The organism is Mycobacterium sp. IEC1808 (genome assembly GCF_002101935.1).
Classification (GTDB): domain Bacteria; phylum Actinomycetota; class Actinomycetes; order Mycobacteriales; family Mycobacteriaceae; genus Mycobacterium.
Window position 1 is genome coordinate 191,004 of record NZ_LQPV01000068.1, and the last position, 13,385, is coordinate 204,388.

Below are 13,385 nucleotides of genomic sequence, written 5' to 3' on the forward strand. Positions count from 1 at the left end.
GTGGGCTTATTAGGCTCGTGTCTGTCAAGGGTTACTGCCGGGTAAGTTCCCGGCCGGTAACCGGCAGCGAATGACTCGAGCGGGGTTCCGCGCCGCGCCGGCGCGGGGTCCCTGTTGGTCTCGCACTGAATATCGGATGACCGGTGGTCATCCGGCTAGTGCCCGAGGAGAGGGTGGAAATGTCGTTTGTGATCGCAACGCCGGACCTGGTGCAGAGCGCGGCCCAGGATCTCGCCGGTATTCGTTCGTCGCTTGCGGAGGCTGCGGCGTCGGCGGCCGGTCCCACGACCGGGATCGCCACGGCCGCTCAGGACGAGGTATCGGTCGCGATCGCATCGATGTTCGGCAACTTCGGCCAGGAATTTCAGGCGCTGACCGCCCAGGCGCAGGCCTTTCATCAGCAGTTCGTCTCCTTGATGAACGCGGGGGCGGGCGCCTACGCGAGTGCAGAGGCCGCCAACGCCGCCCAGGTCGTCGGTGGCGAGATGCAGTCTGGCGCGCAAGCGATTTCGAACGCGATCGCCAGCTCGCCCATCGGTCTGGGTTCGCTCCCCACGGGTGGCGCCTCCGCGGCGATCACCGGCCTCAACTCGTTTGGCGCTGCCGTGGCGGCGCCGTACCAGGCGCTGGTCTCGAACACGGTCACCAACCTGCAGGCGATCGGAAGCACCTTCACCGCCAACCCGTTCCCGTTCCTGCACCAGCTCGCCAACAACCAGATCGGCTACGCGCAAACGATCGGTTCGTCGATCGTGACCGGCATCCAAAACCTGCCCGCCGAGCTGGCCAGCTTGCCGGCGGCCATCCAAACCGGCATCCAGGGCCTGTCGACGCTGAACCCCGGTGCGCTGCTGCAGCAACTGGTCACCAACCAGATCGGCTACGCCCAGACCGTCGTCACGGGGCTGCAGAATGCCGGCACCGACCTCGTCACCGGGCTGAGCGGCTTGCCCGCCAGCGTCCAGGCGGCAGGTCAGACCCTCGCCGGCGGCGACATCCAGGGCGCGGTGAACGCCGTCGCGCAGGGCTTGGAAAACGTTGTGCTGCCCGGTTTCCAGCCCATCAGCTTCGACATCGGCCAACTCGGGTCGCCCACCGCGACGCTCCTTCCGGTCACACCGCTCGGCCCGCTGGGAGACCTCGCCCCGATCCTTGCCATCCCCGGACAGATGGCGCAGAACGTCGCAAACCTGTTCCCCCCTGGATCTATCCCCGCGCAGATGGCGCAGAACTTCACCAACGTGGTCGAGACGCTCACCAACTTCGGGGCGACGTTTAATCCCGCGGACCTCGGCATCACCTTCGGCTTGCCCTTGCAGTTCCTCCTGGACGCGATCGGCGCGCCGGCCAACGCCTTGAGCGCCCTGAATTCGAGCGCGCTCGCGTTCGTCACGGCGGTGCAGACGGGCGACCCGTTGGGGGCGGCAGCCGCGCTGATCGGTGCTCCGGGCGCCGTTGCGAACGGCTTCCTCAATGGCCAAACGTTCATCAGCCTGCCGACGCTGCCCGTCACGGTGACGGTTGCCGGCCAGCCGCTCTTGACCCTCAACTCGGTGGCCGAGGTCCCCTTGGGTGGGCTCCTCACTCCGCTCAGCCCCATTCAGCTTGGCGGGGGTGGAGGCCCGCTTCCGGGCACTCAAATCGGCGGTCTCATCCCGGGCCTGCTGAGCTTCGGGTCGCAACTCGCGGCGGTCATCACCCCCTGACGTCGCCGTCGCGAGCCGGCCTTTCGGCGGTATAGCCGCACTAAAACCGCCATTTCTCGGCGTGGTGAACGGGTTGCCACAAAGCCCACATTCAGCTCGATGACCGTCGGGCGACCGTCGAATGAAGCGATGGGGGACCGGACTGCTGATCTACGCGCCCAGCAACTCGCACTGGCGATCACCCCCGCTGGGTAGGCGCCGCTCGGCTCGAGTGGGCGCTTTCGTGGCGAAATCGTGACGCCACAGGTGCCACGAAAATGCGCAATTTCCTCCGCTCGCACACTGGTCCCTTTAACCTCATGTTCATCTTGGTCACCATCCGGTGATCCTGCTGATGAGCCGATGGGAGACGGCGATGTCGTTTGTCATTGCGCAGCCGGAATTGGTCCAGGCGGCAGCCCAGAACCTGGCGGGAATCCGCTCAGCGCTCAGCGAGGCGAGCGCCGCCGCCGCCGGCCCGACGACCGGGGTGGTGGCTGCGGCCCAGGATGAGGTGTCGGGCGCAATCGCGGCGCTGTTCGACAGCTTCGGCCACGAGTACCAAGCCATCAATGCGCAAGCTCAGGCGTTTCACGCCCAGTTCGTCAACCTGATGAACGCCGGCGCGGAGGCTTACCTCGGCACGGAAGCGGCGAATGCCGAGCAGGCCCTGGCGAGCGCAGTGGACGCTCCGGCGCAGGGGCTGATCGGAGGAGGTGCGGCCGCGGCGACCAGCGACGCGCTCGGAATCGCGGGCCCGTACGAAAGCCTGGCCGCGAATACGGCTGCCAACCTGCAGGGCATTGGCAACACCTGGACCACGGTCACTGCGCCCGCCGTGTTCAAGGCGATGAGCACCTACACCAACCCGCAGCTGATCCTCGGGTCGTTGCAGACCGGCAACCCGCTGCCCATCCTGGGCACGGGCGGGCAGTTCGCGCTGGGCTCCGCCAACCTTCTCCGCGACCTGATCGTTCCCGCCTCGCTGACCGTGACGTCCATTAATCCGCCATCGTTTGCCGTCGGCCTGGGACTGCCGGAGTTGCTGGCTTTTGACGCGTTGGGCGCGCCGGTCAACGCCGGCCTCGCGGCATCACTAAGCGGCGCAGCGTTTCTCGAGGCCCTTGGCACCGGCAACCCACTGGCTGCGTTCACCGCGTTCGTCGACGCCCCCGCCAACATCGCCAACGCTTTCCTCAACGGCGAGCAGACGCTACCCGTAATGCTGGCGCCCGGCCTGACGGCCGACGTTCCCTTCTCCGGGCTCCTCGTGCCCGTGCAACCGTTTACGACGACGGCATCGCTCCTCGGGACTTCGATCAGCGTCAGCGGCCCGCCCGTCGGCGGAATCGTTCCCGCCCTGCTGGACTACGCGCCCAAACTGCTTGCGTCCTCCTTCGGCGGTTAATTGACGCGCCTTCTGGCGCCTGCAGAGCGCGTCGCGCGGGGCGTGCTCGTCGTCGTCAAGATCGCCACCCCAAGATCGAAGCTCGGGTCCCGGATTATGCTGTCGCGGAGATAGTTTCGGCCATTCCGAGTTGCGTTGACGCCGCGCTCCAGCGGTCACCCCCAGCGCCGACCGAGAGACCCGAATCAATCCTCGGTTTCCCCGAGCAAATCAAAACTCGCTATTCAACTCGTGTTTACTTCGACGTTCACCGGGTAGTCGCAGCCGGTGAATCGAGGTGGCAGGACATGTCTTTTGTGATCGCGGCGCCGGAGGCAGTTGAGGCGGCAGCAGGGGATTTGGCGGGTATTCGGGCCTCGTTGGCCGAGGCGACGGGACTGGTTGCGGACCCCACGACGGCGATAGTGCCCGCCGCGGCGGACGAGACATCGGCCGTCGTCTCCGCGATGTTCGCCAAGGTCGGGCAGGAATTTCAAGGGCTCAGCGCCCATGCCCAGGCGTTTCATGCCGAGTTCGTCAGATTGTTGACCAAGAGCGCGGGCGCCTATGCCGGAGCCGAGCTCGCCAACGCCGAACAAGCTGTGGCGAACGTGGTCACCACGCCCGCCGAGGCAGGGGCCGGCGCTGCCCAGGCCGTCAGCGCAGCCGGGCTGCTTGGTGGGCTCCTCGGGAGTGGGACCCCGAGCGGCTCGCTGCTTGACGGTTTGGGCTCGCTCGGGGGCGTCTTGGGCCCCCTGGGAAACCTGGGCTCGCTTGGGAACAACCTGGGCACACTGCTGACGAGCGCGCTTCCCGGGTTGCCGACGACGCTGGCCGGCCTGGCGAATCCCGTTGCCGGCGTCAGCAATTCGCTACTTCCCGGGCTGTTCAACATCCAAGCTAGCTCGGGACCCTACTTCACGGGCATCGCGGGACCATACGAAGCGCTCGTCTATAACACGGCGAACAACCTGCAGAGCCTGATGGGTGGTTGGTTGGCCGATCCATTTCCGTTCCTGCGGCAGGTCGTCGCCAACCAGATGAGCTACGGCCAGACTATTGCGACTGCACTGCAGACCGGCGACTATCAGCCCGTGGTTGCCATACCCGGCCATATCGCCCAGAACGTCGCCAATGTCGTTGGGACGCTGACTAATACCGGCGTCACGTCATCACTGGTGGTGCAGTCGCTCACGATCCCCACCGACGTGACGCTGGACAACGCCGTCGGGCTGCCGTTGGTGTTCGCAGCCAGCCTCATGGGCCCGCCCGCCGCCACGATCGATGCGGCCGCCTACAGCGCGGGGACGTTCGCGACGGCCGTGCAGACCGGCAACGCCCCCGCGGCATTCGCGGCACTCGTCGATGCACCCGCCTTCATCGTCAACGGCTTCCTCAACGGCCAGGCGACATATCCCTACGCGCTCAACCTATCCAGTCTCACTGGGCCCGCCATCGGGAGCGTCGCCAACGTCACCGTGGTCGCCGACTTCCCGCTCGACGGAATACTTCATGCGCCCGGCTACTACCCGGTGACGGCGACGGTCACGCTTCTCGACAACACCGTTCTGCCACCGATCAACGTCAGCATCGGGGCCGGCAGCACACCCTTCAGCGGGTTGCTGCCCTTCCTGGTGAATTACCTGCCGCAACAGCTCGCCCAGGCGATCGGCGCGCCCGCGCCGCCTCCACCGCTGATCTCAATAGCTCTCCCAACCTTCTAGTTCGGGGTTGGTCTCAGGACGGGCGTCAACGGAAAGTCCTTGTCAATCCTGACGTTTCGGTACGCGGATACCAATTTGGTCTACCGTGATATGCGGCAGCCCGGCTTACCTCTGCTGGCGGTCTCATCGGTCCTAACCGCTCGACCGGATAATTCGGCGTGCCAGCGTTCAGCCAGTCGTCGCGACGAGCGCTTGCGGAAACAGCTTGTCATTCCCTTGTTTTCGGTACGCGAATACCAATAATGGATAAAATCGCGTTGCGATGTTTAAAACGCGCGCAGTCCGGAAACCTCCTTATTCGCCACATGCCAAACGTGGTCACCTGCAGCCCAAATGCAACGACGAGGGAGGCCCGACGGACTGAAATTTGTTCAATAGCAAGGGATTTGTACCTTAAGTATCGCGACCGCCGCGCCTACGGTATGCTGGGTCTCGTTCGGACCGCACATCGGGGGCATTCGGGTCGCGCAGAATCGTAAATACACGCGCCAGACTCGGTTGAAAACAATCATTTTCGAATGTGCTTGTGTGGCACACCATTACGCTCGCCTTGCCTCGATAATTCGGGCTTACAAACGTATATGTCGTTCATTCGCGTGGGGAGATGAACATGTCTTTCGTCGTTGCAGTTCCCGATCTCGTCGAGGTGGCAGCCCAAGATCTTGCGGGTATTCGCGCGTCCCTGGATGAGGTCACCCAGGCGATAATCGCCCCGACCACCAGCTTGGCGCCCGCGGCGGGTGACGAGGTATCGGCCGCCATCGCCGCGCTTTTCGGCAACTTCGGACAGGAGTACCAAGCGCTCAGCGCCCAGGCGGCGGCGTTCCACAACGCGTTCGTCAACACGTTGGGCGGCGGGGCGGCCGCGTATGCGGCGGCGGAGGTCGCCAACAGCGCCGCGGTGCTCTCGGGCGGCGGGAACCTGGCCGCCGAGATCGGCGGCGCCATATCCGGTTTGGGCGCCGCGATCAGCGGGTCACTGTCGGCCGGCTTGACCAGCAGCCTGGGAGCTTCGCTTGGGGGCACCATCGAAACTCTCCTCGGCGCCGGGCTCAGCGGAATCGCTTTCCAGACCGGTGGCCTGTTCCTGTCGGGTCTCGGCAACGGGCTGGTCCAAACCGGCAACGCCATCGTCCAGGCCGGGGTGGCCCTTGAAAATGCGGGCGCGGCCCTGTCGGCCATGGGTGGTCCGCTCATTGCTCAGGCCAACGCCGCGCTTCAGGCGCTGCTGAACGCCAACTTCGGTCTTGACCTCAACGCGGCCTTGTCGGCCAGCTTGGGTGGCAGCCTAAATGGCTTGGCCGCCAACCTCGCCGCTGGAATTAACGGACTGGGTAATTTGGCCGGCAACCTCGGGGCGGGTCTCAACGGGGCGCTTCAGACCGGTGAGACGCTGGCGGCGAACTTCCTTGCGTCGCTGCCGGGGTTGCCGGCGATCACGCTGCCCAACCTGGGGGCCGACATCTCCGCGGCGCTGAACGCGGCGTTGAATTTGACGTTGCCGGGGTTGCCGGCGATCAACTTGACGCTGCCGGGGCTGCCGAGCTTCACGTTGCCGCCGTTGCCGGGGTTGCCGCCGATCACGCTGCCCAACATCGGCGCGGACATCAACGCCGCGCTGAACGCGGTGTTGTCCGGGGCGTTGACGCTGCCGCCGATCAACCTGTCGCTGCCGGGGCTGCCGAGCTTCACGTTGCCGCCGTTGCCGGGGTTGCCGGCGATCACGCTGCCCAACCTGGGGGCCGACATCTCCGCGGCGCTGAACGCGGCGTTGAATTTGACGTTGCCGGGGTTGCCGGCGATCAACTTGACGCTGCCGGGGCTGCCGAGCTTCACGTTGCCGCCGTTGCCGGGGTTGCCGCCGATCACGCTGCCCAACATCGGCGCGGACATCAACGCCGCGCTGAACGCGGTGTTGTCCGGGGCGTTGACGCTGCCGCCTTTCACCTTCCCGGCCTTGCCCCCGCTCACGCTGCCTAACCTGGGTGCGCTCGGTGTGGGATTGAGCGCGGCGTTGAACGGGATCGGTGGTTCGATCAGCGCGTCGCTGAATGGGCTGGGTGCGTCGCTGAACGCGATGTTGTCCGGAAGCCTGAACCTGGGCGCCAACCTCAACGCGTTTATCCAGACCGGTGAGACGCTGGCGGCGAACTTCGCCAGCAACATCGGAGCGGGCCTGAACGCGGCGATCCAGACCGGCGAGAACCTGGCCGCCAACTTCGCTGCGGCGTTGTCGACGCTGTCCATTCCCAACTTGGGACTGACTATCAATGGGGCGCTGTCGGCTAACCTCGGCGCCGCGCTGAACGGCCTGCTACAGGCCACCGGATCCCTGACAGGCGGCCTCACCGGCGGCCTCGGGGGCCTGGTCCACGCGGGTGAAACCCTGGGCGGGAGCCTCGCGACGGGCTTGGCCGGGTTGGCCGGCACGGGCAACGCGTTGGCGAATATCTGGGAGAACACCGCGGCCCAGATCGGTGGTGCGCTCTTCGGTGGTTTCGCGGCGACCCTGGGTGTGGGCACTCCCGGCGTGCTGGGACTCGGCACCGCCCTGGCGGCCGGCCTGTCCGGCGCGGCCAACACGTTGGAGCAGACCGGGGGCTCGCTCGTCGTGTCCATCAACACCGCCCTGACCGACCTCGAGCTCTCGCTGCAGGCGGCTATCGACGCCAGCTTGGGCATCGGGATCGCCGCATAGCCCGGTGGCGCCCAGGAGAGTCGTGTAGGCCTCGCTCTTCCGAAGCGAAGCGACGCCTTGCCCGACGCGACCTCCTGGGCGCACACCGCCTCCGGTTCGACCTGCGGAATGGATTTGCAAACTACTGCATAACCATGCAGAATCGTCGAGATGGCCGACGTATTGAGGGTGGCGGTTGCCGGTGCCACCGGCTACGCAGGCGGAGAAATCCTACGTCTCCTGCTCGGGCACCCGGGCTACGCCGACGGCCGCCTCACGATCGGCGCTCTGACCGCGGCGGCAAGCGCCGGGAGCACACTGGGTGAGCACCATCCGCATCTGACTCCGTTGGCCCAGCGCGTGGTCGAGCCGACCGATGAAGGCGTCCTGAAAGACCACGACGTGGTGTTCCTGGCCCTGCCACACGGCCATTCGGCCGCCCTGGCCGAACGGCTCGGCCCGGAAACCCTGATCATCGACTGCGGCGCCGACTTCCGCCTCACCGACGCCGCCGCCTGGGAACGGTTCTACGGAACAAACCACGCCGGCAGCTGGCCTTACGGGCTGCCGGAGCTGCCCGGCGGACGTGAGCGGCTGCGCGGCGCCCGCCGCATCGCGGTTCCCGGCTGCTACCCGACGGCTGCCCTGCTCGCGCTGGTGCCCGCGATGGCCGAGGACCTCATCGAGCCGGCGGTCACGGTCGTCGCCGTCAGCGGCACCTCGGGGGCCGGCCGCGCCGCCAAGACGGACCTGCTCGGCTCGGAGGTCATCGGTTCGGCGCGCGCCTACAACATCGCCGGGGCGCACCGGCACACGCCCGAAATCGCCCAGGGACTACGGGCCGTCACCGATCGCGACGTCACCGTGTCGTTCACCCCGGTTTTGATCCCGACTTCCCGCGGCATCCTGGCCACCTGCACCGCGCGCACCCGAGCGCCGCTGTCGCAGCTGCGGGCCGCCTATGAAAAGGCTTACGACGCAGAGCCTTTCGTCTACCTGATGCCCGACGGGCAGTTGCCCCGCACGGGGGCGGTGATCGGCAGCAACGCGACCCACATCGCCGTCGCGATGGACGAGGCCGCGGAGACGTTCGTGGCGATCGCAGCGATCGACAACCTGGTCAAGGGCACGGGCGGCGCCGCGGTGCAGTCGATGAACCTGGCGCTGGGTTGGCCTGAGACCGAAGGCCTTTCGGTGGTGGGGGTGGCGCCGTGACGGAACTTGCCGCCACCGCGCGGTTGCTGCGGGAACAGGGTGTCACCGCCCCGGCCGGGTTCCGGGCGGCCGGCATCGCCGCCGGGATCAAGGCATCCGGGGCCCGCGACCTCGCTCTGGTCTTCAACGAGGGGCCCGACTATGCGGCCGCCGGAGTCTTTACCCGCAACAAGGTCAAGGCCGCGCCGGTGTTGTGGACCCAGCAGGTGCTCACCACCGGACAGTTGCGGGCGGTGATCCTCAACTCCGGCGGCGCGAACGCCTGCACCGGTCCCGGCGGCTTCCAGGACACCCACGCCACCGCGGAAGCGGTCGCGGCGGCGCTGTCGGACTGGGGCACCGAGACCGGCGCTATCGAGGTCGGTGTCTGCTCCACCGGGCTGATCGGCGATCGGCTGCCGATGGACAAGGTGCTCGCCGGGGTGCGCGAGATCGTGCGCGAGATGGCCGGCGGGCTGACCGGCGGCGAGGACGCCGCCCAGGCCATCATGACCACCGACACCGTGCCCAAACAGGTTGCGCTGCACCATCCCAACAATTGGACGGTCGGTGGGATGGCCAAGGGCGCGGGCATGCTGGCCCCGTCGCTGGCCACCATGCTGTGTGTGCTCACCACCGATGCGGCCGCCGACCCGGAGGCGCTCGACCGGGCGCTGCGGCACGCCACCGCCCGCACCTTCGACCGGCTCGACATCGACGGCTGCTGCTCGACCAACGACACCGTGCTGTTGCTGGCCTCGGGCGCCAGCGAGATCACCCCGTCGCAGGCCGACCTCGACGAGGCGGTGCTGCGGGTCTGCGACGACCTGTGCGCGCAGCTGCAGGCCGACGCCGAGGGCGTCACCAAGCGCGTCACGGTCACCGTGACCGGTGCCGCCTCCGAGGACGACGCGCTGACGGCGGCGCGGGCGATCGCCCGCGACAGCCTGGTCAAGACGGCGGTATTCGGGTCCGACCCGAACTGGGGCCGAGTGCTCGCGGCCGTCGGCATGGCGCCGGTCACGCTCGAACCGGACCGGATCGGGGTGTCGTTCAACGGTTTTGCGGTATGCGTCGACGGGGTAGGCGCGCCCGGCGCGCGCGAGGTAGACCTTTCCGGCGCCGACATCGACATCACCGTGGACCTTCGGGTCGGGGACGGGCGGGCCGCCGTCCGGACCACGGACCTCTCGCACGGGTACGTCGAAGAGAACTCGGCCTACAGCTCATGAGCCTCCGCGTCGAAGAATTGCCCACCCAGATCAAAGCGCAGGTGCTCGCCGAAGCCCTGCCCTGGCTCAAGCAGTTGCACGGCAAGATCGTCGTCATCAAATACGGCGGCAACGCCATGACCGACGACGCGCTGCGCCACGCCTTCGCGGCCGACATGGCTTTCCTGCGTAATTGCGGCATCCACCCCGTCGTCGTGCACGGCGGCGGACCCCAAATCACCGCCATGCTGCGCCGCCTCGGCATCGAAGGCGACTTCAAGGGCGGCTTCCGGGTCACCACACCCGAAGTGCTCGACGTGGCGCGGATGGTGTTGTTTGGGCAGGTGGGCCGCGAACTGGTGAACCTGATCAACGCGCACGGACCGTACGCCGTCGGCATCACCGGCGAGGACGCGCAACTGTTCACCGCGGTGCGGCGCAGCGTCACGGTCGACGGCGTGGCCACCGACATCGGGCTGGTGGGCGACGTCGAGCTGGTCAACACCGCCGCGGTGCTGGATCTGATTGCGGCACGTCGCATTCCGGTGGTCTCGACGCTGGCGCCCGACGCCGAGGGCGTCGTCCACAACATCAACGCCGACACCGCTGCGGCGGCGCTGGCCGAAGCCCTGGGAGCCGAAAAGCTGTTGATGCTCACCGATGTCGAAGGCCTATACACCAACTGGCCGGACCGCGAGTCGTTGGTCACTGAAATCGACACCGTCGCGCTGGCGCGACTGTTGCCCACGCTGGAGACCGGCATGATCCCCAAGGTCGAGGCGTGCTTGCGGGCCGTCACCGGGGGTGTGCCGAGCGCGCACGTCATCGACGGCCGGGTCGAACACTGCGTGCTGGTTGAGCTTTTCACCGATGCGGGCACCGGAACCAAGGTGGTGGCCTCGTGAGTAACAGCGACGCGATGCGGCAGCGGTGGGACGCCGTGATGATGCACAACTACGGCACTCCGCCGGTCGCGCTCGCCAGCGGAGACGGCGCCCTCGTCACCGACGTGGACGGCAAGACCTACGTGGACCTGCTCGGCGGCATCGCGGTCAACGTCCTCGGCCATCGCCACCCCGCCGTCATCGAGGCCGTCACGCACCAGATGGCCACGCTGGGGCACACCTCCAACCTCTATGCCACCGAGCCGGGCATCGCGCTGGCTGAGGAGCTGGTCGCCCTGCTCGGCGCCGACGCGCCGACGCGGGTGTTCTTTTGCAACTCCGGCACCGAGGCCAACGAGGTGGCGTTCAAGATGTCGCGGCTCACGGGCCGCACCAAATTGGTTGCCGCGCAAGAGGCCTTCCACGGCCGCACGATGGGATCCCTGGCGCTGACCGGCCAGCCGAGCAAGCAGGCGCCGTTCGAACCGCTGCCCGGCTACGTCTCCCACGTGCCGTACGGCGACACCGACGCGCTGGCCGCCGCGGTCGGCGACGACACCGCCGCGGTGTTCCTCGAACCGATCATGGGGGAGAGCGGCGTCGTCGTCCCACCCGAGGGCTACCTGGCCGCCGCGCGGGACATCACGGCACGCCACGGCGCCCTGCTGATCCTCGACGAGGTGCAGACCGGAATGGGCCGCACCGGAGCATTTTTCGCCCACCAGCACGACGGCATCACCCCCGACATGGTGACCATGGCCAAGGGACTCGGCGGCGGGCTGCCCATCGGGGCATGCCTGGCCGTCGGGCCGGCCGCCGAGCTGCTCACCCCCGGCCTGCACGGCAGCACTTTCGGCGGCAACCCGATCTGCACCGCGGCCGCGCTGGCGGTGCTGCGGGTGATCGCCACGGAGGATCTGGTCCGGCACGCCGAGGTGCTGGGCAAGTCCGTGCGCGACGGCATCGAACGGCTCGGGCACCCGCTCGTCGACCACGTGCGCGGCCGCGGATTGCTCTGGGGCATTGTCCTTTCGGCGACGGCGGCCAAGGAGACCGAGGCCGCGGCGCGGGACGCCGGATTCCTGGTCAACGCGGCGGCCCCCGACGTCATCCGGCTGGCGCCGCCGCTGATCATCGCCGAGGACCAGATCGACGGCTTCATCGCCGCTTTGCCGACCATCCTCGATACCGCCAAGGCGGCAACGTGATTCGGCACTTCCTGCGCGACGACGATCTGTCACCCGCCGAACAGGCCGAGGTGCTCGACCTGGCGGCCGAACTGAAGAAGGACCCGTTCGCCCGCCGCCCGCTCGACGGGCCGCGGGGGGTCGCGGTCATCTTCGACAAGAACTCGACTCGCACCCGGTTCTCGTTCGAGGTGGGCATCGCGCAGCTCGGCGGGCACGCCGTCGTCGTCGACGCCCGCAGCACCCAAATGGGCCGCGACGAGACGCTGGGTGACACCGCACAGGTGCTGTCCCGCTACGTCGACGCCATCGTCTGGCGGACGTTCGGGCAGGACCGGCTCGAGGCGATGGCGGCGTCCGCGTCGGTGCCCGTGATCAACGCGCTCTCCGACGACTTCCACCCGTGTCAGGTGCTGGCCGACCTGCAGACCATCGCCGAACGCAAGGGATCGCTAAAGGGCTTGCGGCTGACGTACTTCGGCGACGGCGCGAACAACATGGCGCACTCGCTGATCCTCGGTGGGGTCACCGCCGGCATTCACGTCACCGTCGCCGCCCCCGACGGCTTCGCGCCCGACCCGGCCCTGGTGGCCGCGGCCGGGCGACGCGCCGAGGCCACCGGCGCGTCGGTCACGGTCACCTCCGACCCCGACCAGGCGGCCAAGGGCGCCGACGTCGTCGTCACCGACACCTGGACGTCGATGGGGCAGGAGAACGACGGGCTGGACCGGGTGGGGCCGTTTCGGCCGTTTCAGCTCAACGCGCGGCTCGTCGGGTTGGCCGACCCGGAAGCCATTGTGCTGCACTGCCTTCCGGCCCACCGCGGCGAGGAGATCACCGACGAGGTGATGGACGGGCCGGCCAGCGCGGTGTGGGACGAGGCGGAAAACCGTCTGCACGCCCAGAAGGCGCTGCTGGTGTGGCTGCTGGAGCGGTCCCGATGACCCGCTCGAAGGCCAGCCCCGAGACCACCCGCGCCGGCCGGCAGGCCCGCATCGTCGCGATCCTGTCGTCGGAGCCGATCAGCAGCCAAAGCGAACTGGCCGCCCGGCTGGCCGGCGAGGGCATCGAGGTCACCCAGGCCACGCTGTCGCGCGATCTCGAGGAGCTGGGCGCGGTCAAGCTGCGCGGCGCCGACGGCGGCGTCGGCGTGTACATCGTTCCCGAGGACGGCAGCCCGGTGCGTGGGGTGGCCGGCGGCACCGACCGGATGTCGCGCCTGCTCGGCGAGTTGCTGGTGTCGACCGATGCGAGCGGTAACCTCGCGGTGCTGCGCACCCCGCCGGGCGCGGCGCACTATCTGGCCAGTGCGATCGACCGCGCGGCCCTACCGTACGTAGTCGGCACCGTGGCCGGTGATGACACCATCCTGGTGGTTGCGCGCGAACCGATGACGGGCGCGGAACTCGCCGGGATGTTGGAGAACCTCAAGTAAG

Annotated in this window: 10 protein-coding genes; all 10 read left to right on the top strand. The window is 67.9% G+C overall.

Annotated features, from left to right (window positions below):
* The first annotated feature begins 179 nt into the window (after nucleotides 1-179).
* The 10 genes from AWB92_RS27155 (at nucleotide 180) to AWB92_RS27200 (ending at nucleotide 13,384) form a co-directional block, all read left to right on the top strand.
* Nucleotides 180-1,706: a PE family protein gene (locus tag AWB92_RS27155; protein ID WP_085191412.1), complete on the top strand. Its 1,527-nt coding sequence runs from the start codon at nucleotides 180-182 to the stop codon at nucleotides 1,704-1,706.
* 355 nt (nucleotides 1,707-2,061) lie between these two features.
* Complete coding sequence (locus tag AWB92_RS31230; protein WP_085191414.1) at nucleotides 2,062-3,093, top strand: PE family protein; 1,032 nt, start codon at nucleotides 2,062-2,064, stop codon at nucleotides 3,091-3,093.
* Nucleotides 3,094-3,380: 287 nt separating this feature from the next.
* Nucleotides 3,381-4,796: a PE family protein gene (locus AWB92_RS30925; protein WP_085191185.1), complete on the top strand. Its 1,416-nt coding sequence runs from the start codon at nucleotides 3,381-3,383 to the stop codon at nucleotides 4,794-4,796.
* 610 nt (nucleotides 4,797-5,406) lie between these two features.
* The gene (locus tag AWB92_RS31235; protein ID WP_206601310.1) at nucleotides 5,407-7,494 is read left to right on the top strand and encodes a PE family protein; all 2,088 of its coding nucleotides are present in this window, start codon (nucleotides 5,407-5,409) and stop codon (nucleotides 7,492-7,494) included.
* A gap of 150 nt (nucleotides 7,495-7,644) precedes the next feature.
* Nucleotides 7,645-8,688, top strand: coding sequence for an N-acetyl-gamma-glutamyl-phosphate reductase (argC, locus tag AWB92_RS27175; protein ID WP_085191189.1), 1,044 nt, complete (start codon nucleotides 7,645-7,647; stop codon nucleotides 8,686-8,688).
* Nucleotides 8,685-9,899 carry a bifunctional glutamate N-acetyltransferase/amino-acid acetyltransferase ArgJ gene (argJ, locus tag AWB92_RS27180; RefSeq protein WP_085191191.1) on the top strand — a complete coding sequence of 405 codons (1,215 nt, stop codon included), beginning with the start codon at nucleotides 8,685-8,687 and terminating at the stop codon, nucleotides 9,897-9,899. The genes argC and argJ overlap by 4 nt, the downstream gene beginning before the upstream one ends.
* Entirely contained in the window at nucleotides 9,896-10,783 is an 888-nt protein-coding gene (gene argB / locus AWB92_RS27185; RefSeq protein ID WP_085191193.1) for an acetylglutamate kinase, read from the top strand. Before argJ ends, argB begins: the two co-directional genes overlap by 4 nt.
* A 14-nt stretch (nucleotides 10,784-10,797) precedes the next feature.
* Entirely contained in the window at nucleotides 10,798-11,970 is a 1,173-nt protein-coding gene (locus tag AWB92_RS27190) for an acetylornithine transaminase (RefSeq protein WP_085191417.1), read from the top strand.
* A complete protein-coding gene (gene argF / locus AWB92_RS27195; protein ID WP_085191195.1) occupies nucleotides 11,967-12,893 on the top strand; it encodes an ornithine carbamoyltransferase in 927 nt (308 codons plus the stop codon). Before AWB92_RS27190 ends, argF begins: the two co-directional genes overlap by 4 nt.
* A complete protein-coding gene (locus AWB92_RS27200; protein WP_068189612.1) occupies nucleotides 12,890-13,384 on the top strand; it encodes an arginine repressor in 495 nt (164 codons plus the stop codon). Before argF ends, AWB92_RS27200 begins: the two co-directional genes overlap by 4 nt.
* Nucleotide 13,385 lies beyond the last annotated feature (1 nt).

Excerpts from the sequence above, each read along its gene's own strand:
- AWB92_RS27155 (WP_085191412.1), top strand. The coding sequence starts at position 180 with ATGTCGTTTGTGATCGCAACGCCGGACCTGGTGCAGAGCGCGGCCCAG.
- AWB92_RS31230 (WP_085191414.1), top strand. The coding sequence starts at position 2,062 with ATGTCGTTTGTCATTGCGCAGCCGGAATTGGTCCAGGCGGCAGCCCAG.
- AWB92_RS30925 (WP_085191185.1), top strand. The coding sequence starts at position 3,381 with ATGTCTTTTGTGATCGCGGCGCCGGAGGCAGTTGAGGCGGCAGCAGGG.
- AWB92_RS31235 (WP_206601310.1), top strand. The coding sequence starts at position 5,407 with ATGTCTTTCGTCGTTGCAGTTCCCGATCTCGTCGAGGTGGCAGCCCAA.
- argC (WP_085191189.1), top strand. The coding sequence starts at position 7,645 with ATGGCCGACGTATTGAGGGTGGCGGTTGCCGGTGCCACCGGCTACGCA.
- argB (WP_085191193.1), top strand. The coding sequence starts at position 9,896 with ATGAGCCTCCGCGTCGAAGAATTGCCCACCCAGATCAAAGCGCAGGTG.
- AWB92_RS27190 (WP_085191417.1), top strand. The coding sequence starts at position 10,798 with ATGCGGCAGCGGTGGGACGCCGTGATGATGCACAACTACGGCACTCCG.
- AWB92_RS27200 (WP_068189612.1), top strand. The coding sequence starts at position 12,890 with ATGACCCGCTCGAAGGCCAGCCCCGAGACCACCCGCGCCGGCCGGCAG.